This is a genomic window from Pararhizobium sp. DWP3-4 (assembly GCF_049898205.1).
GTDB lineage: Bacteria > Pseudomonadota > Alphaproteobacteria > Rhizobiales > Rhizobiaceae > Pararhizobium.
On record NZ_JAFCXF010000001.1, the window covers coordinates 287,662 to 309,349 of the forward strand.

Annotated in this window: 22 protein-coding genes; 11 read left to right on the top strand and 11 right to left on the bottom strand. The window is 59.7% G+C overall.

The genetic code is table 11. The features are described from left to right. The first annotated feature begins 107 nt into the window (after positions 1–107). From ACP7E6_RS01335 to ACP7E6_RS01345, 3 genes are read left to right on the top strand one after another with little or no spacing between them, the layout of a single operon-like run. A complete protein-coding gene (locus ACP7E6_RS01335; protein ID WP_426227207.1) occupies positions 108–731 on the top strand; it encodes a DUF1285 domain-containing protein in 624 nt (207 codons plus the stop codon). Beyond that, the gene (locus ACP7E6_RS01340) at positions 728–1,360 is read left to right on the top strand and encodes a CoA pyrophosphatase (protein WP_426227209.1); all 633 of its coding nucleotides are present in this window, start codon (positions 728–730) and stop codon (positions 1,358–1,360) included. Before ACP7E6_RS01335 ends, ACP7E6_RS01340 begins: the two co-directional genes overlap by 4 nt. Continuing rightward, positions 1,357–2,607: a CCA tRNA nucleotidyltransferase gene (locus ACP7E6_RS01345; RefSeq protein WP_426227210.1), complete on the top strand. Its 1,251-nt coding sequence runs from the start codon at positions 1,357–1,359 to the stop codon at positions 2,605–2,607. The genes ACP7E6_RS01340 and ACP7E6_RS01345 overlap by 4 nt, the downstream gene beginning before the upstream one ends. A gap of 33 nt (positions 2,608–2,640) precedes the next feature. On the opposite strand, the gene ACP7E6_RS01350 is transcribed toward ACP7E6_RS01345, so the two are convergent. Further along, positions 2,641–2,826 carry a DUF1059 domain-containing protein gene (locus tag ACP7E6_RS01350; protein WP_426122341.1) on the bottom strand — a complete coding sequence of 62 codons (186 nt, stop codon included), beginning with the start codon at positions 2,824–2,826 and terminating at the stop codon, positions 2,641–2,643. Positions 2,827–3,121: 295 nt separating this feature from the next. Between ACP7E6_RS01350 and ACP7E6_RS01355 the strand changes: the two genes are divergently transcribed. The 3 genes from ACP7E6_RS01355 to ACP7E6_RS01365 all read left to right on the top strand — a co-directional run bounded on the left by ACP7E6_RS01355 (position 3,122) and on the right by ACP7E6_RS01365 (position 5,347). Then, positions 3,122–3,532, top strand: a complete 411-nt coding sequence (locus ACP7E6_RS01355) for a DUF4168 domain-containing protein (protein WP_426227212.1) — start codon at positions 3,122–3,124, stop codon at positions 3,530–3,532. A 132-nt stretch (positions 3,533–3,664) separates the two neighbouring features. After that, entirely contained in the window at positions 3,665–4,210 is a 546-nt protein-coding gene (locus ACP7E6_RS01360; protein WP_060506056.1) for an adenine phosphoribosyltransferase, read from the top strand. Between the two features lie 18 nt (positions 4,211–4,228). After that, entirely contained in the window at positions 4,229–5,347 is a 1,119-nt protein-coding gene (locus tag ACP7E6_RS01365) for a hypothetical protein (protein ID WP_426227214.1), read from the top strand. Between the two features lie 12 nt (positions 5,348–5,359). On the opposite strand, the gene ACP7E6_RS01370 is transcribed toward ACP7E6_RS01365, so the two are convergent. From ACP7E6_RS01370 to ychF, 4 genes are all read right to left on the bottom strand, one after another. Further along, the gene (locus ACP7E6_RS01370; RefSeq protein WP_426227216.1) at positions 5,360–5,827 is read right to left on the bottom strand and encodes a MaoC family dehydratase; all 468 of its coding nucleotides are present in this window, start codon (positions 5,825–5,827) and stop codon (positions 5,360–5,362) included. Continuing rightward, complete coding sequence (locus ACP7E6_RS01375; protein ID WP_426227218.1) at positions 5,824–6,294, bottom strand: MaoC family dehydratase; 471 nt, start codon at positions 6,292–6,294, stop codon at positions 5,824–5,826. The genes ACP7E6_RS01370 and ACP7E6_RS01375 overlap by 4 nt, the downstream gene beginning before the upstream one ends. Positions 6,295–6,376: 82 nt before the next feature. After that, the gene (locus ACP7E6_RS01380; RefSeq protein WP_426227220.1) at positions 6,377–7,825 is read right to left on the bottom strand and encodes a hypothetical protein; all 1,449 of its coding nucleotides are present in this window, start codon (positions 7,823–7,825) and stop codon (positions 6,377–6,379) included. 178 nt (positions 7,826–8,003) lie between these two features. Continuing rightward, a complete protein-coding gene (gene ychF / locus ACP7E6_RS01385; protein ID WP_426227222.1) occupies positions 8,004–9,107 on the bottom strand; it encodes a redox-regulated ATPase YchF in 1,104 nt (367 codons plus the stop codon). 157 nt (positions 9,108–9,264) lie between these two features. Between ychF and ACP7E6_RS01390 the strand changes: the two genes are divergently transcribed. The 3 genes from ACP7E6_RS01390 (at position 9,265) to clpS (ending at position 10,324) form a co-directional block, all read left to right on the top strand. Then, positions 9,265–9,525: an AbrB/MazE/SpoVT family DNA-binding domain-containing protein gene (locus ACP7E6_RS01390; protein WP_426227224.1), complete on the top strand. Its 261-nt coding sequence runs from the start codon at positions 9,265–9,267 to the stop codon at positions 9,523–9,525. Continuing rightward, positions 9,522–9,926 carry a type II toxin-antitoxin system VapC family toxin gene (locus tag ACP7E6_RS01395; RefSeq protein ID WP_426227226.1) on the top strand — a complete coding sequence of 135 codons (405 nt, stop codon included), beginning with the start codon at positions 9,522–9,524 and terminating at the stop codon, positions 9,924–9,926. The genes ACP7E6_RS01390 and ACP7E6_RS01395 overlap by 4 nt, the downstream gene beginning before the upstream one ends. Before the next feature lie 86 nt (positions 9,927–10,012). Then, a complete protein-coding gene (gene clpS, locus ACP7E6_RS01400) occupies positions 10,013–10,324 on the top strand; it encodes an ATP-dependent Clp protease adapter ClpS (protein ID WP_426227228.1) in 312 nt (103 codons plus the stop codon). Positions 10,325–10,345: 21 nt separating this feature from the next. On the opposite strand, the gene ACP7E6_RS01405 is transcribed toward clpS, so the two are convergent. From ACP7E6_RS01405 to ACP7E6_RS01425, 5 genes are all read right to left on the bottom strand, one after another. Continuing rightward, positions 10,346–10,807 (bottom strand): GNAT family N-acetyltransferase, encoded by a 462-nt coding sequence (locus tag ACP7E6_RS01405; RefSeq protein WP_426227230.1) that lies wholly within the window; start codon positions 10,805–10,807, stop codon positions 10,346–10,348. Positions 10,808–10,809: 2 nt separating this feature from the next. Then, a complete protein-coding gene (pth, locus tag ACP7E6_RS01410) occupies positions 10,810–11,523 on the bottom strand; it encodes an aminoacyl-tRNA hydrolase (protein WP_426227232.1) in 714 nt (237 codons plus the stop codon). A gap of 163 nt (positions 11,524–11,686) precedes the next feature. After that, positions 11,687–12,418: a substrate-binding periplasmic protein gene (locus tag ACP7E6_RS01415; RefSeq protein WP_426227233.1), complete on the bottom strand. Its 732-nt coding sequence runs from the start codon at positions 12,416–12,418 to the stop codon at positions 11,687–11,689. Between the two features lie 28 nt (positions 12,419–12,446). After that, positions 12,447–14,828, bottom strand: a complete 2,382-nt coding sequence (locus tag ACP7E6_RS01420; protein ID WP_426227235.1) for an EAL domain-containing protein — start codon at positions 14,826–14,828, stop codon at positions 12,447–12,449. Positions 14,829–15,063: 235 nt separating this feature from the next. Beyond that, positions 15,064–15,669, bottom strand: coding sequence for a 50S ribosomal protein L25/general stress protein Ctc (locus ACP7E6_RS01425; RefSeq protein WP_209855063.1), 606 nt, complete (start codon positions 15,667–15,669; stop codon positions 15,064–15,066). A gap of 343 nt (positions 15,670–16,012) precedes the next feature. Here ACP7E6_RS01425 and ACP7E6_RS01430 point away from each other — a divergent pair, with 343 nt between their 5' ends. Then, entirely contained in the window at positions 16,013–18,100 is a 2,088-nt protein-coding gene (locus ACP7E6_RS01430) for a putative bifunctional diguanylate cyclase/phosphodiesterase (RefSeq protein WP_426227237.1), read from the top strand. Positions 18,101–18,524: 424 nt separating this feature from the next. Beyond that, positions 18,525–20,489, top strand: a complete 1,965-nt coding sequence (locus ACP7E6_RS01435) for a bifunctional diguanylate cyclase/phosphodiesterase (RefSeq protein WP_426227239.1) — start codon at positions 18,525–18,527, stop codon at positions 20,487–20,489. A 9-nt stretch (positions 20,490–20,498) separates the two neighbouring features. Here the strand turns inward: ACP7E6_RS01435 and ACP7E6_RS01440 are convergent, their stop codons facing one another. Continuing rightward, positions 20,499–21,683: a benzoate/H(+) symporter BenE family transporter gene (locus tag ACP7E6_RS01440; protein WP_426227241.1), complete on the bottom strand. Its 1,185-nt coding sequence runs from the start codon at positions 21,681–21,683 to the stop codon at positions 20,499–20,501. Positions 21,684–21,688: the final 5 nt, after the last annotated feature.

Below are 21,688 nucleotides of genomic sequence, written 5' to 3' on the forward strand. Positions count from 1 at the left end.
ATTTTCAATCTATGCTCCGCCCGGTGGCTGACAAGACGGGGGCAACGCACTATCTCGTGAGCCAGTGCTCGATAAAAAGCAAGAATAGGGCCAAACGGGACGGAACGATGGCGGATGCGGAAATACATGGAACGGGCGATGCGGCGGGACTTGCGGCGCTGATCGCCCGCGCGGCCGGGCAAACCAACGGGCAGACCAAGGGCTTGCCCCCCGTCGAGCGCTGGAATCCGCCGTTTTGCGGCGATATCGACATGGAGATCCGCGCCGATGGAACCTGGTTCTACATGGGTACGCCGATCGGCCGGCTGCCTCTGGTGCGGCTGTTTTCCACGGTTCTGCGCAAGGACGAGGACGGCAACACCTATCTGGTAACTCCTGTGGAAAAACTGGGCATCCGCATCGTCGATGCACCTTTTGTCGCCGTCGAAATGAATGTGACGGAACGCGACGGCACGCCCGTCCTCACCTTCCGCACCAATGTCGGCGATGTCGTCGAGGCAGGCCCGGATCATGCGCTTCGTTTCGTCGTGCATGGCGAAAACCGCGAACTGAAACCCTATCTGCATGTACGCGGCCGGCTGGAGGCGCTGGTCTCCCGCGCGGTCATGTACGATCTGGTGGCACTTGGTGAGACGATCGAGATCGACGGTATCGAGATGTTTGCCGTACTTTCCTGTGGCGTGACCTTCGCCATCATGCCGGCCCAAGAACTCGAAGCGCTGTCGGTATGACGGGCATATTGTTTTCAGCCGACGATTTTCGCCGCCGCGCGCTCCAGCAATCCGGCAGTCCCGCCGAGGAGGCCTGGCGCGACCATGGCGATTTTCTGCTCAATCCGGATACGGTGCCTTACCTTGAAACCCTGAAGCTTAGGGATGCTGCCGTTCTCGTGCCGGTGATCGACGATGGCGATGAGGCGCGGGTTATCTTTACCCGGCGCACGGCGACGCTGCGCAAGCACTCCGGCCAGGTTTCCTTTCCCGGCGGCGCCATCGATCCCGAAGACGATACACCGGAGCGTGCGGCTCTGCGCGAAACCGAGGAAGAAATCGGCCTCGACCGCCGCTTCGTCGAGACGGTCGGGCGGTTGCCCTATTACATGGCGATGTCCGGCTTTCGCATCACCCCCATTCTGGCCGTGGTCCAGCCCGGTTACGATCTCATCCCCAATCCTGCGGAGGTCGCTGCCGTTTTCGACGTGCCGCTGTCCTTCCTGATGAACCCTGATAATCACGGCCGCGGCCAGGCGACCTGGAAAGGTGCCGAGCGGCATTTTTACAGCATGCCCTATGGCGAGCAGCATATCTGGGGCATTACTGCGGGCATTGTCCGCATGTTGTATGAAAGGCTTTACGCATGACCTCCGTTGCCACCGAGGCCTGGTTTTCGGCGCCCGCGCTGACGCGCATCTTCGATCTTCTCAATGCCGATGGCGGCGAGGTGCGCGTCGTCGGTGGTGCCGTGCGCAACAGTCTGATGGGCCTTGCCGTCGCCGATATCGACATGGCCACCACGCTCCTGCCGGAGGTGGTGGTTGCCCGTGCCAAACTGGCTGGTATCAAGGCGGTGCCGACCGGCATCGAACACGGCACGGTGACGCTTGTCATTGATGGAAAACCGTACGAAGTCACGACCTTGCGCCGCGATGTGGAGACCGACGGCCGCCATGCCGAGGTCGCATTCGGTACCGACTGGACGGTGGATGCGCAGCGGCGCGACCTGACGATCAACGCACTCTATGCCAATGCCAAGGGCGAGGTGATCGACCTCGCCGGTGGTCTGCCCGACATCGAGACGCGCACGATCCGCTTCATCGGCAATGCCAGCGAGCGGGTGGCCGAAGATTATCTGCGGGTGCTGCGTTTTTTCCGTTTCTTCGCTCATTACGGCTCAGGCCGCCCGGATGCCGACGGTCTGCGGGCCTGCGCCCAGGCGCGCTCGAAGCTTTCGACACTATCGGCTGAGCGGGTCTGGTCGGAACTGAAGAAGCTGCTTTCGGCGCGCGATCCGGGCCGCGCCCTGCTGTGGATGCGCACCTCCGGAGTACTGAGCGAAATCCTGCCGGAAAGCGAGAAATGGGGTATCGACGCAATCCCGGGTCTGATTGCCGCCGAACAGACTTTCGGCTGGTTGCCCGATCCGCTGCTCAGGCTGGCATCCATCGTTCCGCCGGATGCGGAACGGCTCGATGCGATGGCCAAGCGGTTGCGGCTGTCGAAGGCTGAAGCGGCCTATTTTATCGCCTGGACCAAGGCACCGCGCCTGCCTGCCGAGATTGCCGATACCGCATTCGACAGGTTGCTTTACCGGAACGGAGAGAAGGGTTTGGCGACGGCGCTGCGGCTTTCGCTCGCCTCCGCGCGCCAAAAATCCGAAAACGACCCGTCGCAGTTGCCCGAGACGGCGCGGCTTCAGCGGTTGCTGACGCTAGCGGAGAAATGGCAGAAGCCGGTGTTCCCATTGACTGGAGCCGATGTTCTGGCAATCGGCATTCCTGCCGGCCCGCGCGTTGGGGAAATTCTGGGGCAGCTTGAGGACAAGTGGGTGGACGGAAATTTCAATGCCGACCGGGCAACGCTGGTTGCCCGGCTTCAATCGCTGACCTGAAACTGACGATGGTCTGAAACTGACGGCTGAGGCTCAGGCGACCTTCGCCTCCTCGACAATCCGCGCCTTGATGTTGTCGACCATGTTTTCGCGAATCAGCGTTTCGCCATGCGTCGAGCGCATGTGCTCCACGGCACGCCGCACGACTTCGGCGTCGCTGTCGGCGTGGGTGTGCCAATCGCAGCCGGGCACGAGGGTCCCGCATTCAAACAATCGCATGATGCTCCTCCTTGCGTTTGCATATTCTGCCCGGCCTGGATTTCGGCCAGGCGGAACGGTACGACTATAACCGAAAACGCGGGACGATGGTTCCGCCGATTGCTCGCTGGCGCTCACAATGTTGACCGGACCCTTTTGGCGAATGCCCGTTTTCTAAACGCGACATCGCCTTGATGCTTCCTTTTCAGGGTCACATTGTCGCCCGATCCATCCTCAACCCTTGGGGTCGGGGTTCGCCCCTTTTGGAAAGGACGGTGAAAATCGTCTTGAGACTGACTTAAGGAAGGACACGCATATGACCATTCGCCACATGCCCGTTGCAGCCCTGACCGCTGCCGCTCTCAGCCTGATCGTCATCAATTCGCCCGCCTTTGCCCAAGGCGCTGCTGAGCCACAGGCAACCCAGCCGATGCAGGGCACGGCACCCGCCGCCATCAGCGACCAGAAGATCGAAGCCTTCGCCGTCGCCTATCTGCAGGTCGACAGGGTGCGGCAGGACTATGCCGCCAAGATCGGCGCCGAAAAGGATGCGGTGAACAAGCAGAAGCTTCAGAACGAAGCCAACAAGCAGATGATCAATGCGGTTGAAAAATCACCCGACATGTCGCTTGACGAATACAAGACCATCATCACAGCGGCGCAGACCAATCCGGATGTCGCCAAGAAGGTGCAGGACAAGCTCAAGACGAGCGATACCGCCCAATAGGTTGGGATCGCGGAGCAGGGCAGTTTCGGTCCTGCTCCCCGCCGATTTCGATCAGAAAGCACTATAGAAAACCCGGGCTTTGATGCTATGCCTTCGTCTCCCTGAGACCTCCGCAAAGGCATGCCCACCATCATGAGCTCTTCTCTTCAGCAGGAACTGATCGCTTCCATCCGCAACATTGCGGATTATCCGAAGCCCGGCATCATGTTCCGCGATATCACCACGCTGCTCGGCAATCCGCGCGCTTTTCGCAGCGCGATCGATGCGTTGATCCAGCCCTTTGCAGGTACCAAGATCGACAAGGTTGCCGGTGTTGAGGCACGCGGCTTCATCATGGGCGGCGCCATGGCGCACCAGATGTCGGCCGGTTTCGTGCCGATCCGCAAGAAGGGCAAGCTGCCGCACGATATCGTCCGCATCGCCTACAGCCTAGAATACGGCGTCGACGAGATGGAAATGCACCGCGACGCCATCAAGCCGGGTGAAAAGGTCGTTTTGGTCGATGACCTGATCGCCACCGGCGGCACCGCCGAAGGCGCGACCAAGCTTCTGCAGCAGATGGGCGCCGATATTGTCGCCGCCTGTTTCATCATCGACCTGCCGGAACTCGGCGGCCGCAAGAAGCTCGAAGCCCTCGGTGTCGAGGTTCGCACGCTGATCGAATTCGACGGCCACTGATACACCAGGAAAACACACATGGTTTCGATACGCGATGCGCTCAGCTCCGCCGCTGACGAGGGGATTATCACGCCCGCACAGGCTGAAAAGCTGGTGCCGTTTCTGCTTGCCACAGACACTGGCGCGAGTGACGAAAAGCGTGCCGCAGCTGGCTCAGCCCTGCTGGCCTACGATGCGCTTGAGGCCGAAGAAAGCGAACAGCCGCGCTTCGTTCGCGGCTTTCACGATATCCTGATAACCATCGGCGTCATCGTAGCGCTGGTTGGGCTCTGGGGTATCGGCAGCCTGTTCGCGGTCTTCCCGGCCATCGTCATTCTGGCTGAAATTCTGATCCGGCGGCAACGTCTGGCGCTTCCGGCTGTGGCGCTGACGGTGGCTCTGGCGCACTGGACCGTCATGTTTGCCCTTCTGGTTGTCGAAGTGGCGGCCCCCGAGGGGCTCGACACCTTGACCGACTGGCTTATGGTACTGCCGATCTTTACCGCTGTTATGGCGGCATTCTACTGGCGATACCGGGTACCGTCGGCCCTTGCGGCGACGCTTCTGTCTCTGTTCTTGCTGGCCATGGATATCGTGCTTGTCCTGCTCTCCAAGGTCTTGGGCTCGGCCGAGCTCATCACTGAGCATACAGGCCTCACTGCGAGCATATTCCTGATCAGCGCGCTGGGCATCTTTTCGGCGGCAATGTCCTACGATATTGCCGATCCAACCCGCAAGAGCCGTCAATCCGACGTAGCGTTCTGGCTGCATCTGGCGGCTGCTCCGGCGCTGCTCTATGCCATGCTGTCATTCATCTTCCTGCGCAACGTGTCGGGAGAATGGTGGGGGGATGCGACATCGCCGAGCGATGCCGCAGCCGTGCTGGCGATCGTCATCGCGTTCATGGCTGTCGGCCTGATCATCGACCGGCGCGCCTTCGTCACGTCCGGGCTACTGTCGCTCGGATTGGCGATCTGGACGATCCTTCAGCGCGGCGGTGTGGATTTCAGCGATTATTTTTCCGTCACCGTGCTTGCGGTCGGCGTTGTCGTGCTGATGATCGGTATCTTCTGGCAGGTGCTGCGGCGGGCCATCGTTTCGGTCCTGCCTGCCGGCATTACCTCACGCCTGCATCCGGTCTACCGCGCGAAGGGCTGACGACGGGTTATCTCAAGGGAACTCGATGACCTTGCTCTCGAACCGGATGACCGGCTGGCCATCCTGATTTTCGCCTTCGCAGAGGATGGTGTTGATCCGCCATCCCGGCCGTGATTCCAGATCCTTTGCCGTGACGAACGTGACGAAGTAGGTGATCGTGTCGCCGGCAAAGACCGGCCGCAGCCAGCGCATGTCGCGAAAACCGGGCGACGGGCCAAGTTTTGGCGCCACGATGCCTTCGGCCGCCAGCCGCTTCATTTCGCCCAACCAGTAAGGGACAAAGCATTTCATCCAGCCGGCACAGGTATGCCAGCCGGATGCACAGAGCCCGCCGAACAGCGACTGTTTGGCTCGTTCCTCGTCAAGATGAAAGGGCTGCGGATCGAACTTTTCGGCGAAATGGATGATGTCCTCAGCCGTGAAAGTCACCGTGCCGATGGTTTCCCGTATTCCCGCAGGATGAAGGTCCGACAGCTTCATGGTTTTTCTCCCGCCGTTTGTTCTCCCGTCGGCTGGCAGCGGATCATGTTGGCATACTCGCAGATCGCCACCGTCTCGCCGCGTTGGTTGGTGACGATGGCCCGCAGCCGCACGATGCCGATCTCGGGTCTTGAGCGCGAGACCCGCGCATCGACGACGGTGCAGCTGCCAGACAGCGTATCGCCGGCAAGCACCGCCTTCTTCCACTCCATGCTGTCGACGCCGGGAGAACCTTCAGACGCCGTCTCGTGGATATAACTGTCGCACAGCATGCGCATCATCATCGCGCTGGTATGCCAACCCGAGGCCGCAAGTCCGCCCAGGATGCTGGCCTTGCCTCCGTCTTCCGATAGGTGCATCGGCTGCGGATCGAATTCCGACGCAAAGGCGATGACCTCCTCGGCCTTGACCTCGATCGGCTTGAAATCGAACCGTTTACCGGCCGGAAAATCTTCAAAGTGAAGCATGGTCAAAGGTCCTCCAACACGCACGTTCTAACATCCGTGCGTGTTCTGGGAAATGAAAACAGCAATGCGATGGCGTTCCGGGTCAAGGCTGGAAAGGCAGGTCCTGGCCGTTGATCTTCACCTTCTTGTTTTCGTCGACAACGATGTTCCACATATCACGGCCATCCGGCGCCCGCTTGGCGAAGCCCTTGACCATCAACAGCATGAACGCGGCCTGACCGAATTCCGGCACGGTCGCAGCATTGTTCTGCAGGTAGGAGATCGTCTTGTCGAAATCCTTGGCATAAAGGGTGATGTCGGTGTTCTGGCGGCCCTGCTGTTCGGGATAGACGGTTGTGGTGCCCGACAGGCTGAAATCGTAAACGGCGGAGCGGGCCGAAACTTCGTCATACTTGATCGTCATGGCACCGCCCGGCAGAAAGATGCGGCCGGCTTCCGCCGATTGTTCGTCGGTCAGCGGCTTGTCGGCGTCGAAATTGGCGCGGTCGATCAGATAGGTGATACCGCTTGCCAGGTTGAGCTTTTCCAGCGAGATGCGGGTGGTCACGGTTTCGGGCAGCGCCGAGGCAAAGGCATCCGGAACCAGGCCAGGCGGCAGCGAGGGCTTGTCGATGGTGACGCCGAAGCCGACCTTCGCGTCATCCTTCAGGCCGTTGGTATCGATCGTGTAGCGCAGGGTTTCGGCGCCATAGGTGCCGGTCGGGGTAGCGACCTTGAGATTGGCGACCTCGATCGATTCCAAAAGGTTGTCAAACATCGGCAGGTTGGCCCGCACCAGAGCCTTGAGGCGGACCTGCTCGGTCGGCAGCAGCTTTTCCTTCTTCACATTGTCGAGGACGAAGAAAACCAGATCCTGCACCGGGCGATAGGTGAGCCCGTTGAACGCGACATCCGCCGTCATGCTATCGGCGGAGATATCGACCTTCATTTTTGCGGGATCGATGATCGTTTCGGTAAAGCCCTTCATCGCCATGTTGGAGCGGATGTCGATGGTCTCAGGCGTTGTCCGCGTCGCATTCATCGTCGATTTCATCGACCCGAACCGCGCCTCGACCGACTGCTGCGGCGATGTCGATGTCATGAAAAGGCCGTCTGCCGACATGTCGGCGGATTTGAAATAGAGCAGATCGGGATCGACGATGCCTTCGGTACGCATCGCGTCGACCTTGTAGGTGAAATCTGTCTTTTCGGTTCCTGCGGTGAACTGTCCCTTCACATCGAGATCGGCTGCCTGGGAGAAGTGCCAGAGCCCGTCTTCCATCGGCCGGATCAGCGACAGAAACGGCTTCAGGCCCGAAATGCTGAAGGTCTTTGGATCAACGTCCTTCAGGAGCACGGTCGGATCGAAGGTCAGCTCGTAATCGGCAGTCCCGGGGCGGACCTTGATCAGGCCGGACTTCGCCAAGGTTTCCGGCAGGTAGGCGGTGAATTTCTGCTCGAGTTCCTGAGCGCCCTGATGGCTGATATCTGCGGCCTGCACCGGCTGGGCGACGAGGGCGGTTGAAAGCAGAAGGGCAGGTAGCAGGCGCATGGAAAACTCCTTGAGTGATTGCGAGGCAAACATAGAGCCGCACGCCGGAAGGGCAAGCGCCAATGGCCGCTGCCATCGCCACAGACGGCAACGCCGCTCGCTAGAGTTAACGAACGGCGTTGTCATGTCTTGAAGTGTCTGTCGCAGGCGGAGCCACTTGGCTGGCTTGCCGCTTGGTTTAGGTGTTGAAGCGGAAGTGGATCACGTCGCCGTCCTGAACGACATATTCCTTGCCTTCGTCGCGCGCCTTGCCGGCTTCCTTGGCGCCGCTTTCACCGCCGAAGGCGATATAATCGTCATAGGCGATGGTGAAGGCGCGGATGAAGCCGCGTTCGAAATCGGTGTGGATGACGCCGGCTGCGGCCGGTGCCTTGGTGCCGCGCGGAATGGTCCAGGCGCGGGTTTCCTTGGGGCCGACGGTGAAATAGGTGATCAGGTCGAGCAGCTTGTAGCCAGCACGGATCAGCTGGTCGAGACCGGCTTCGTGCAGGCCGAGCGCCTCCAGGAATTCCTTGGCTTCCTCTTCCGGCAATTGCGCAACTTCGGATTCGATCGCAGCCGAGATGACCACGGTTTCGGCGCCCTGCGCCTTGGCCATTTCTTCAACGGCCTTGGTGTGGGCATTGCCGGATACGGCATCGGCTTCGGCGACGTTGCAGACGTAGAGAACCGGATGGGCGGTCAAGAGATTGAGGCTCTGCAGCACCAGCTTTTCTTCCGCATCCAGCGTCGGCAAGAGCGTGCGTACCGGCTTGCCGTCCTGAAGCAGCTTCAAGGCTGCATCCATGACCGGCAGCAGGGTGACCGATTCCTTGTCCTTTGCGGCGGCGCGCTTGCGCGTCTGCTCGGTGCGGCGCTCCAGGCTTTCCAGATCGGCGAGCATCAGCTCGGTTTCGATCGTTTCGGCATCGCCAACCGGATTGATGCGGCCTTCGACATGGGTGATGTCGTCGTCTTCAAAGCAGCGCAGCACATGCACGGTCGCATCGACTTCGCGGATATTGGCGAGGAACTTGTTGCCGAGGCCTTCACCCTTCGACGCGCCACGCACGAGGCCGGCGATATCGACAAAGGAGATACGGGTCGGGATCAGTTCCTTCGACTTGGCGATATCGGCCAGCTTGCGCATGCGCGGGTCCGGCACGGCCACTTCGCCGGTGTTCGGCTCGATGGTGCAGAACGGATAGTTCGCGGCCTGCGCCTGCGCCGTCTTGGTCAGCGCGTTGAAGAGTGTGGACTTGCCGACATTCGGCAGTCCGACGATACCGCATTTGAAACCCATGGTCTTGAAACCTGTCCAATCGAATTCTGTTGCAGTGCCTTTTGCGGAAACTTGGGCCGAGGTCAAGCCTCAGAGCTGTTAAGGTGACACCTGATGGCATTTCGACTTGCAGGTAAGGCTGTTTTACCTTACTTTCAAGGCTGTACAGGAGATAAACATGGCGATGCTAAAAGTCACTTCGAAAGGGCAGGTTACGCTTAAAAAGGAAGTTTTGCAGCATCTCGGTGCTCAACCGGGCGATAGCCTCAATGTCGATCTTTTGGCGAACGGCAGGGTGTCCGTTAGCATCGTCAAGCCGGAAAAACAGAGTATCGAAGGGCTGTTCGGGATGGTAAAAAATACGACCGGCAGAGTTCCGACGATCGATGATATCAATGAAGCCATTGCGGCAGGCTGGGCAGGCGAGGTCAAGTATTGAAGCTGATCGCCGACACCAACGTGCTTATTCGCAGCATTGTCGATGACGACAACAGCGAAACTCGTCAGGCGAGAAACGCGCTGACAACTGCGGACTGCATCGTCATTCCATTGGTAACGCTCTGCGAAACGGTGTGGGTTCTGCGCAGTTCCTATCGACTGAGCAGAGAGCAAGTGATCGCTGTCATCGTCCGGCTTCTGGGAGCGGAAAAGATCGTCATCGAACGCATGGCAGCCGAAGCGGGACTCGCCGTCATGAATGCTGGTGGCGATTTTGCCGATGGCGTCATCGCGTTCGAGGGACGCAGGCTTGGTGGCGTGGTTTTCGCAACATTCGACAAACGAGCGGCGGCAATCTTGAAAAAGACCGATCAGGCCGTCCTGTTGCTCGCTGCGGACTGACGACCCGTTGTCCGTCTTGTCTCGGCGCTGGTCACGATGCACAATGTCTCCATCCTCCACTCCCCTGCGAAAAGTGTGGATTTCCGATGGCGGACAACGACACCAGTCTCAAGCCGAAAACGACGACCAAGCCGAAGCTGGAAAGGCCGAAGCTCTACAAGGTCATTCTGATCAACGACGATTATACGCCGCGCGAATTCGTCATCATGGTGCTGAAGGCGGTGTTTCACATGAGCGAGGAGACCGGTTACCGGATGATGCTGACGGCGCACAAGATGGGAGTCTGCGTCATCGTCGTCTGTGCCAAGGATATTGCCGAAAGCAAGGCCAAGGAAGCAACCGATCTCGGCAAGGAAGCGGGCTTTCCGTTGATGTTCACCACCGAGCCGGAAGAATAGGGGAGGCGCTCTTCGGGAGCGTCAAATCCCGGGCGGACGCCGGATCTGGAAGCCGGTCTTGTTCTGCGTGAAGCCGCAGCCCTCATAAAATTTCAGTGTCGGTAGTTCTTTGGAACCGGTCAGCAGCATGACCTTGTAGCAGCCCTGTCGCCAGGCGCATTCGAGCGCGTTTTTGATCAAGGCCCTCGCATGGCCGCGCTTGCGGTATTCCGCGTGCGTGACGACATTTTCGATCAACGCATAGGGCGCGCCGCTGCGGGTGAGGTTGGGGATTACCACAAGCGTCACCGACGAGGTTAAGGCTTCGCCCGAGAGACCGATCAGCACCGTCATGCCGGGCTGGGCGGTGATCTCGGCGAAGCGCTCAGTTGCGATATCCGGCACCATCTCCGGATCGTCTGGGTTGAGCTGGCGGTAGAGCGCAAGCAGCGCCGGAAGGTCGCCTTGTGCTGCCGGCCGGATACGGAAATCGTCGGCCTGCACGTCTATTCGTCCTTGTTGCCGAACAGCTTCTTCAGCATATCGGCCATCGGTCCGGTTGTCGGCAGGATCTTTGGCTGGGCGCTGTTGCGGGCCTGGCGGATATGCGATTTTCCAGCCGGTTTGGCGGGTGCCGGTTCAGGTTCCGGCTTGCCGCCGGTGGCCAGCGTCAGCTTGTTGAGAAATTGCGAATCGTCTGATTTGACCAGCATCCCGGCATTGTCGGCAAGTGCATCGAGCAGTGGCTCCAGCCAGACCTTATCGGCCTTGGAAAAATCGCCGAGCACGTGGTTGTTCACCTTCTCCTTGGAGCCGGGATGGCCGATTCCGAGGCGCAGGCGACGGTATTCCCGGCCGCAATGGGCATCGAGCGACTTGATACCGTTATGGCCGCCATGGCCGCCGCCGGTCTTGATCCGCGCCTTGCCCTCGATCAGATCGAGTTCGTCGTAGATCGCCAAAATGTCCTTCGGCTCCAGCTTGTAGAAGCGCATGGCTTCGCCGACCGCTTCGCCCGACAGGTTCATGAACGTCTGCGGCTTCATCAGGAGCACCCGTTCGCCGCCGATCTCGCCCTCCGAAATCAGCGCCTTGAACTTCTTCGACCAGGGCGAGAAGCTGTGCCGCCGCTGGATCGCGTCGACGGCCATGAAACCGATATTGTGGCGGTTTCCGGCATAGTCGGCGCCGGGATTACCAAGACCTGCGAAAATCTGCATGGATGTATCTCTAACAGTCGGACAGACCCGTCTTGCACCGTGTTGGCGGCCGGATGTCAACTGTTTGCGCTACGGGTGCAAAGATTTCCGGTCAGACCCTGGTGCGTGCAGGGGAGACCGGCACAGGTGCCCTCCAGAGAATGTGAGGCTTGGTTTGGCTGGCCTAGCGGTTCCCGCGCAGTCCGTATTTGGCGAAAATCCGGTCCTGCGTGCCGTCGGCGATGAGTTTTTCGAGCTGTGCCTGCATCTTTTCCACCAGGGCGTCGGGCAGGTTGAGGTTGCAGGCGAAACCATAGAGCTTGCCTTCAAGGACGAGCGCGGGTTCAAGCGCCTTTCCCTCGTCGCGCATCGCCTCGAACGTCTTTTCGGAGGTCATCATCAGATCGATGCGCCCTCCGAGCAGCTTCTTGACGGTGGTTTCCATGTCGGCAGCGAGATCAATTTTGAGAAAAGCGTGGTTCTGCAGATAGGTGGCGGAAAAATCCCCACGCTGCGTCCCCACAGTAAAACGCTTGGCTTCTTCGATGTTGGCCGGATTGACGCCGGAGCTCGTCTTGCGCACCATGACCATGCGATCGACGAGCAGCGGCTCGACCCATTTGAAGCGTTTGTCCCGCTCATCGTCATGCCCTGTCGTGAAGACGCAGGTCCATGGCTGATTTTCCGCAAGCGACAAGGCCCGCGCCCAAGGGAGGATTTCCAGCGAGTAGGGCGTCTCGAGGCCCTTCATCATCAGTTCGGCCTGCTCGACGGCAGCACCGCTGATGACCCCATTTTTGCTGAAGTTGTAGGGAGGATATTCCTCCGTCAGCAATTTCAGTGTTTCGGCATTGGCGGTGTCCGACACAGCCGTACCTGATAGAAGGAGGGCGAGTGCGAACGCAATGTGTCTCATACCCGTTCTCCCGTCATTGTCGTTGTCATCATGCGAGACTGGTGGCCTTCGCTTCCGATTCCATTTCCAGCATCAGCAGCATGTTTTCGATCGGCATCGGCCGGCTGAACAGATAGCCCTGGCCATAGTCGAGGCCGAGCTTGCGCAGCAGTTCCCATTGCTCCTTGGTCTCGATGCCTTCGGCAACCACGGTACAGCCCATCTGGTGCGAGATCGTCCGGATGCCCTTGATCAACATCCGGCTCTTGCGGCGGACGTCGGCAGTTCCTGTCGTCAGCGACCGTGTGAAGGACTGATCGACCTTGACGATATCGACGGGGAACCGGTTGAGGTAGCTGAGCGAGGAATAGCCGGTACCGAAATCGTCGAGCGCGATGCGGCAGCCGAATTCGCTGAGCTGCTTCAGCACCGCGTGTACATCGGGATTGTCGAGCATCAGCACGGCTTCGGTGATTTCGATGACGATGCGGGCTGGCGAGATATGGTGTTTGAGCAGCAGTGCCGCCAGCTTGTGCGGCAACGTCTCTTCGAACTGGAGCGGCGAGAAATTGACCGCGAGATAGGTGGTCTCTGTCCCCTCCATCCGCGTCAGCCGGGCCAGGTGGCTGATCGCCTTTTCCAGCACCCGCTCGCCGATGCGGGCGATCGTGCCGGTTTCCTCGGCAATGCCGATGATCTTGGCGGGCGGCAGGATGCCCTTTTCCGGATGGTTCAGGCGCATCAGCGCTTCGAAGCCGGCAATGCGGCCATCGCTCAAGCTGACGATCGGCTGCAGATAGGCTTCGAACCAGTCGTCCTTGAGGCCGGCCTCGATATTCTGTTCCATCTCATGGCGTTCGCGGGCGATGTCGAGCATGCTGGTATCGAACAGCAGCATGCCGTTCTTGCCGTCGCGCTTGCGCGCATACATCGCCATGTCGGATTTCAAAAGCAGTTCCGCCGCGTTTGCCGCGTGGTCGGGATAAAGCGCGATACCGACGCTGGCGCTGACCGAGAGCTCCGCACCTTCGACGAGGATCGGCTGGCGCAGGCTGGCGCAGATGCGGTCGCCGATTTCGCTTGCCAGGGCCTCGACATCCTCGGCGCTGACGAGGATGGCAAATTCGTCGCCGCCGAGCCGCGACATCGTATCTCCGGGGCGAAGGGTTGTGCGGATGCGGGCAACCACCTGGCGCAACACTTCGTCGCCGGCGGCATGGCCAAAATTGTCGTTGATCCATTTGAAGCGGTCGAGATCGATGAAGATGCAGGCGAGCTGCATCCTGTTCTCGTCTGCCTGATGGATGCCCTCATCGAGGGCTGCTTCGAAACCCTGGCGGTTCAAGAGGCCTGTCAGATGATCGGTGATGGCCTGCGCGTGGTTGCGGCTTTCGGCCTGCTTCAGTTCGGTGACGTCGGTCATGACGGACAGAGAGAGGCCGCCGCGCTCGCCGCTGGTGGCACTTTTCATTTCAAGGATGAGAACGGTCATCGTGTCACCATTCGCCTTGATGAAGGGAACCGTGACCTCGCAGATATTGGCATGGGTGGTGTTGCCGTTGCGGCGGCGCGCCCGGTAGGTTTCGTGCCAGTGTTCATCGACGAAATCGGTAAAGACACGTCCGATGACATCGCTGCGCGCATAGCCAGTGGCCGTCAGCCAGTAGTCGCTGACGGCGGTGAGGCAATTGGCCGGATCAAGGGAGAACAGCATGGAAGGGGTAAGGTTGTAGATGTCGGTCGCCCGGCTATGGGCGAGCTTCAGCTCGGTTTCCTCACGCTCCAGCTTGCTCTGCATCTCGTTGAAATTATGGGCCAACGCTCCCATCTCGTCGTCCGAAGTCCAGTCGACATGGTGGCGCGAACCGAGCCTCCGGGTGGCTTCGATCGCTGCCGTCAACCGCATCAGCGGCCGGATGACGGTCAGGCGGTTGCCGAGGATGGCTGCTGCAAAGACGATGCCGACGGCGACGATCAGGATGAAGAATACGCTTAGCTCATCCCTGCTGAAGCGCGACAGGAGGCCGGGCGTGGAGAGCCATATCTCCAGAGTGCCGACAGATTTTTGGCCGTCCTTCGAATTATAGAGGATTTCCCTGGTGAGAACCTTGTGCGGCAGGCTGGCATCCACTGGGCCGGTGGGAAGAGTGACGGAGATCGATTGGGAACTGTCTTTTACCTGCACCGACATGATCGCCGCATCGCCGATCAGCGATTTTGCAATCTGCTCGATACCGTCCTTATCGAAATCCCAAAGCGGCTTGGCAAGCGCCTGAGCACCTGCCTCCATGAGAACCTGCGTGTTCTGCAGGCTGTCACGCGCAACGCGCTCTGACGACAGGGTCAGAAACAACACGATCAACGGAGCGATAAAGACAAGCATCGCACCACAAACGATCGCAATAAAACGATTTTCAACAGAGTGCATCATCGGATGCACCCGGTCGCTTTACCAATCTTACGTCCCATTAGGATTCTCGTACACTGAAGCCGGAAAAATCCCCCAGCGACAACACATCATGAAAATCTTAAATGTTGCTGAAACCTCTGGACAAAAGCCGGGTTGGTCCACCGTACTGGACCGGTGAGGCGCGCACTACGCAACAAAAAACCCGCCTCACGCGGTGTGAGGCGGGTTCACAATCCAGGCCGTCAGGCCCCGATTTTTACTCGGAAGCTGTTTCTTCTTCTTCCGTCGTGCCGCCGGCAGGCTGCGCGATGGTAGCAATGGTGAAGTCGCGGTCGGCGATAACCGGTGTCGCGTTCTTCGGCAGCTTGATGTTCGAGATGTGGATGCCGTCGCCGATCTTGAGGCCCGACAGGTCGGCCGTCAGGAATTCCGGAATATCGTCGGCCGGAACAACCAGTTCGACTTCGTGACGAACGATGTTCAAAACGCCGCCGATCTTGAGGCCCGGGGACTTTTCTTCGTTGACGAAGTGAACCGGGATTTCAACGGTGACGACGCTATCCTTCGAAACGCGAAGGAAGTCGACGTGCATGGTGAAGTCACGGACCGGATCCAGCTGGTAGTCCTTCGGCAGGACGCGGATCTTCTCGCCGCCAACGTCGATCGTGGCGATGGTGGTCATGAAACCACCGGCGTGAATCTTCTGGGTGACTTCCTTCGTGGAGAGGGCGATGGAAATCGGTGTCTGCTTGTCACCATAGATGACTGCAGGAATAAGACCGTTGCGGCGAAGTTCACGGGAGGACCCCTTACCAACCCGTTCGCGCGTTTCGGCCTTGAGCTCGTAGGATGCATGGCTCATGGTCGTACCTTTCTGGTGTGTTTTGGAGAGCTCATCCGCTTGATTTGTAAAGACAGGATGAACCGAGACGTTTGACCGCCTCATCCGCGTTTGCCTCCAAGGGTGTCTGCGCGGACGCGCGTCCATAGCCGAGAATACCCGTAAATGCAAGCAAAGCCGGTTTTTCGGGAAAAAGCGCCGCTTTGCCTCAAAATCCGCCTGAAAGTAGCGCTGCAACCGCCGTTGCACGCAACGCGCGATATCGTTCAGGGCTTGATAACCGTCAAATTATGGAAAATCCGCCCCGTTAATCTCTCTTAGCTGTTGCATGGCACATTGCGGCCACGTTCAAAACAGGTGTTTTATGATCAAGGTTCTCTCCTGCATCGCAACAGACCATCATTATGGCTTGTTGTCGCTTGCAACTCTCGTCTGTGTTCTCGGGTCCGTCCTGACCATACGGCTCTATGCCCGTGTCAGGCGTACCGTCGGTGTGCAGAAGCTGAACTGGCTGTTTCTGGGCGGCGCGATCGGCGGATCGACGATCTGGACGACGCATTTCATCGCCATGCTGAGTTTCAGGCCCTCGCTGGCACATGCCTATGAGCCGATCCTTACCCTGGCATCGCTGGGCGTGGCGATCGCCGTCACCACATTGGGCTTTGCCGTCACGGCGATGCGCAAGACCGGTCCGACCATCGAGCTTGGTGGTGCGATCGTCGGCGCCGGCATCGCCATCATGCATTACATGGGCATGATGGCCTACCAGATCGCCGGCCGGGTGGAATGGGATTTCACCTATTATGCCGCTTCGATCATTCTGGGCATCGGTTTCGGGGCTCTGGCCACCAGCCGGGTTGCGCGTCCGGTAACACGCTTTTGCAAATACGGCGGTGTCTTAGCGCTGATCCTGGCAATCGTCAGCATGCATTTCACCGGCATGGCCGCGATCACCATCGTTCCCGATCCGATGATCCAGCCGTCTGCGGCTCTTATTCCGGACAATCTGCTGATCATCATGGTCATGGCGATGATGTGCCTGATGCTCGGCCTCGGTGCCTCGACCTATGTCATCGATCTGCATTCCAGCCATCTGGCCGCCGAGCGCTTCCGTCACCTGTCCCTGCACGATCCGCTGACGGCCCTGCCGAACCGGGTTGCCTTCGGCGAGCATCTCGAAGACATTATCCGGCGCCAGAAGGACGATACCGCACGTGTCGCGGTGCTCTCCTTCGACCTCGACCGGTTCAAGGATGTCAACGACGTCCACGGCCATGCGGCCGGTGATGCGGTTTTACGCACAATCTCCGAGCGGATGTCACAGGTCTTGGGTGAGGGGGAATACGTCGCCCGCATCGGCGGCGATGAATTCGTCGCGCTCACGTCGAATTTCTTCATGAAAAGCGAGGCCAAAACCTTTGCTTCGCGGCTGATCGCGGAGATCGGCAGGCCTGTCGAATGGCAAGGGCAGACACTCTTGGTCGGCACCAGCGTGGGCATTTCGCTTTTCCCTGTTGATGCGGGCACGCCTGAAGAGCTTTTGGCGCAGGCGGATCTCGCAATGTACCGCGCCAAGGCGGCCGGTTCCAATTCGATCCGACTCTACGAACCGTCGATGGACGATGCCGCTCGCAGTCGCAGCGTCCTTGCCATGGATATGCGCCAGGGTATCGAGCGCAACGAGTTCGAACTCTATTACCAGTACCAGAACAACTCGGTGACACGGGACGTCATCGGATTTGAAGTTCTGTTGCGCTGGAAGCATCCCGTGCGCGGCATGGTTCCGCCAATGGAATTCATCCCGATCGCCGAGAAGAACGGCTTCATTCACGAACTCGGGGACTGGGTTCTGTTGAGCGCCTGCCGTCAGGCGGCCTCCTGGGAAAATCCCATCAAGATTGCCGTCAATGTTGCCCCGGCCCAGCTGGCCGATACCAATTTCCCCAACCGCGTCAGCGAAATCCTGAAGGAAACGGGCCTCGACGCAGCCCGCCTGGAACTGGAAATCACCGAATCGGGCATCATCGCCGACCAGCAGCACGCGCTGCACATCATCCGTCAGTTGAAGCAGCTCGGCGTCAAGATCGCCATGGACGACTATGGAACCGGCTATTCGTCGCTTTCGACGCTGCAGAATTTTCCGTTCGACAAGATCAAGATCGATCGTGCTTTCATCGATGGGGTGACCAGCAACCGGCAGTCGGCCGCGATCGTCCGCTCGACCATCATCCTCGCCCAGAGCCTGGACATTCCCGTGCTTGCCGAAGGGGTGGAGAACGAGGAACACATGGACTTCCTGCGCAGCGAAGGCTGCCTGCAGGTGCAGGGATATCTGTTCGGACGGCCGATGCCGCTCAGCGAGATCGACCATGTGGTGAACAATACGCCACTGCTGCTTCCAGCCCCTGCGCAGGCGCCCGAAAGGGACGGGGAAAACGCCGTCGCTGCATGATTGACAAAGTGCGGACGCACCAAAATCGGACAATTGCGGCCTGCGCGTTGCACAGGCCGGGTCAAACACCTTAAAACTGCACGTTGTACGAGTGCATTTTTCGGTTCAGTGGTGTGAACGGCGCCGCATCTGGGACGATACGCCGAACCGAAGAACACATATTTTCCGAGGTTTACGTCATTGCCGGACATCCAATTCCCGGGGTGCCGTTCCCATGGCAGGTTGCGGCAATGTCATTTAAGGATTATTAGTGGTTGCGTGAGACGATGCTTTCGTATCAGTACGAGTGGTGTCAATGCTCAAGGTTCTTTCTTGTATAGCCACCGACCATAGTTACGGACTTCTCGCGCTCGCAACTCTTGTTTGCGTACTGGGTTCGCTTTTAACTGTCCGGCTCTATGTCCGGGTTCAGCGCAGCGGTGGGATGCAGAAGCTGAACTGGCTGTTCATGAGCGGTGTCGTCGGTGGATCGACGATCTGGATGACGCATTTCATTGCCATGCTGAGTTTCGATCCGCCCCTGGCGCATGCCTACGAGCCGACGCTGACGATGGCATCGCTGGCTGCTGCGATCGGCGTCACCATTTTGGGGTTTCTGATCACGGCGGCAGGCAAGCCCGGCTTTCTCATCGAATTCGGCGGCGGCGTCGTCGGGGCAGGGATCGCCATCATGCACTATACAGGCATGGCCGGTTACCAGATCGCCGGCCGGATGGAATGGGATCCAGGCTACTACGCTGCCTCGGTGTTTCTCGGCATCGGCTTCGGCGCCGTTGCGATGAGCCTGATTGCAAGACAAGGTGCGCCGCTGCGTCAATATCTCGGTATTGCCGCCCTGATCCTGGCGATCACGACGATGCATTTTACCGCGATGAGCGCGATCACGATCATCCCGGATTCGCTCATTGTCACCTCCAATGACATGATCCCCGACAGCCTGTTGACGGTCGTGGTTGCAATCATCGGCATGATGCTGGCGCTCGGCGCATCGACCTACGCCATCGACCTTCAATCGACCCGGGGAACGGCGGAGCGGTTCCGCTATCTGTCGCTTCACGATCCGTTGACCGGATTGCCAAACCGCGTCGCTCTCGGAGAACATATTCAGGAGATGATATCCCGGCAGAAGAATGACGCGCCGGGGATTGCGGTCCTGTCCTTCGACCTCGACCGGTTCAAGGACGTCAACGACGTGCATGGGCATGCGGCCGGCGATGCGGTCTTGCGCGGCGTGGCCGAACGCATGTCGAAGGTGTTGGGCGAGGGGGAGTTCATCGCCCGCATGGGGGGCGACGAGTTTGTTGCCCTGTCCCGCAATCTCGCCGGGGATCATGCCGCGTCCGCCTTCGCGTCGAGGCTGATCGAGGCGATCATCAAGCCCGTCGAATGGCAGGGGAAAAATCTGCTTGTCGGCACCAGCGTGGGTATTTCCCGCTACCCCGCCGACGCGCCCAAACCCGAGGAGCTTCTGGCCCAGGCGGATCTTGCGATGTACCGTGCAAAGACTGTCGGATCGAACGCCGTTCGGCACTACGAGCCGGCGATGGATGATGCGGCCCGCGACCGCAGCGCACTGGCGATGGACATGCGCCAGGGGATCGAGCGCAATGAATTCGAGCTCTATTACCAGTATCAAAACAACTCGCTGACCCGTGACGTCATCGGCTTCGAGGTTTTGCTGCGCTGGCATCATCCTGTGCGGGGCATGGTGCCGCCGGCGGAATTCATTCCGATCGCCGATAGGAACGGCTTCATTCACGAACTGGGCGATTGGGTCTTGCGCACGGCCTGCCAGCAGGCGGCATGCTGGAAGAACCCGCTGAAGATCGCGGTGAATGTCGCGCCGGGACAGCTCGCGAATGCCAACCTGGCGGCACGGGTCCACGAAATCCTTCTGGAAACGGGCCTTGATCCGTCGCGGCTGGAGCTGGAAATCACCGAATCCGGTATTATCGCCGACCATCAAAATGCCCTGCGCATCATCCGGCAGTTGAAGCAGCTCGGCGTCAAGATCGCCATGGACGACTATGGCACCGGTTATTCCTCTCTGACGACCTTGCAGAACTTTCCGTTCGACAAGATCAAGATCGACCGTGCCTTCATCGATGGCGTGACGACCAATCGCCAGTCGGCGGCCATCGTCCGCTCGACTATCATTCTTGCCGACAGTCTCGGCATTCCGGTTCTGGCCGAAGGCGTGGAACGCGAAGAGCATATGGACTTCCTGTTGAAGGAAGGCTGTCCGCAGGTGCAGGGCTTTCTGTTCGGCAGGCCGATGCCATTGAGCGAGATCAGTCATGTGGTGAACAGGCCGGGCGGGGAGCGACCCTGCGATCAGACCGGCCAGACGGAACCGGAAACCATCCACATCCGTTCCGCCGTCGCGTGATCGGCTGTTTCAGCCTTTCCTTGACCGGGTGAACCGGGCGATTGCGAGCATCAGGCCGCCAGCCATCAGCCCCCAGAAGGCACCGGAGACCCCTGCGAAACTGACGCCGGACGCGGTGACCAGAAATGTCACGGCCGCCGCTTCCCTGCCGTCGGCCTCCTTGAATGCGGCCATGGCCGATCCGGCAAAGGCGCTGATCAAGGCAAGGCCGGCGACCGCCTGGATGAGGATCGGTGGGGCGAGGCTGACAAAAGCCGTCACGGTCGCCGCCAAAAGCCCGAAGACGATGTAACCGGCACCGGCGACGATCGCCGACCAGTAGCGCCGGGTCGGATCGCGATGCGCGTCCTCGCCGGCGCACATGGCAGCGGTGATCGCCGCCAGATTGACCGCGTGGCCGCCAAACGGGGCGCTCAGGATTGAAAACAAACCGGTTGTTGCAAACAGCGGGCCGGGTTGCGGTTCGTAGCCGTTGACCTTCAGGACGGCGATGCCCGGGATGTTCTGCGACGCCATGGTGACGATGAACAGCGGCAGCGCGATGCTGACAAGGCCGGCGACTGTGAAAGCCGGGGTAACCCATTCCATATGCGGAACCAGCGTCGCCGAAAGCCGCGCCATCGCATCGGCCGGCATATCGACCCCAAGGGCCAGCACCAGCACGAATGCCAGAAGGGCGGCAGGCACCGCAAACAGCCGGTTGATGCTACTGACAACCACCCAGGCGGCAACGATCGGCAGGCCGAGGAGCGGGTTGAAGGCGATGGCCTTGACCGGTGCGAAGCATAACCCGATCAGCACCCCGGCGAGCATCGCATTGGCCAGCGCTGCCGGGATTGCGGCGACCGCCCGCCCCAGCGGCTTCCACAGTCCGGCAAGGACGATCAGGGCGCCGCAGATCAGGAAGCCGCCGACCGCCGTGTTGAACCCGCCAGCCACAGCACCCGAACTGGCCAGCAGTGCCGCACCCGGCGTCGACCAGGCAATGCTGACCGGCAGTCGCGTCGAAAGGCTGAGCACGATTGCACACAGACCCATCGATACCGACAGCGCCATCAGCCCGGAAGCCGCCTGCGCCTCGGTTGCGCCGACGCCGGTCAATCCATGCAGCACGACGGCAAAGGAACTGGCGAAACCAACAAAGGCAGTGAGCAGGCCCATGAACAGGCTCTGAAGGGAGAAGTCACGAAACATTGTAC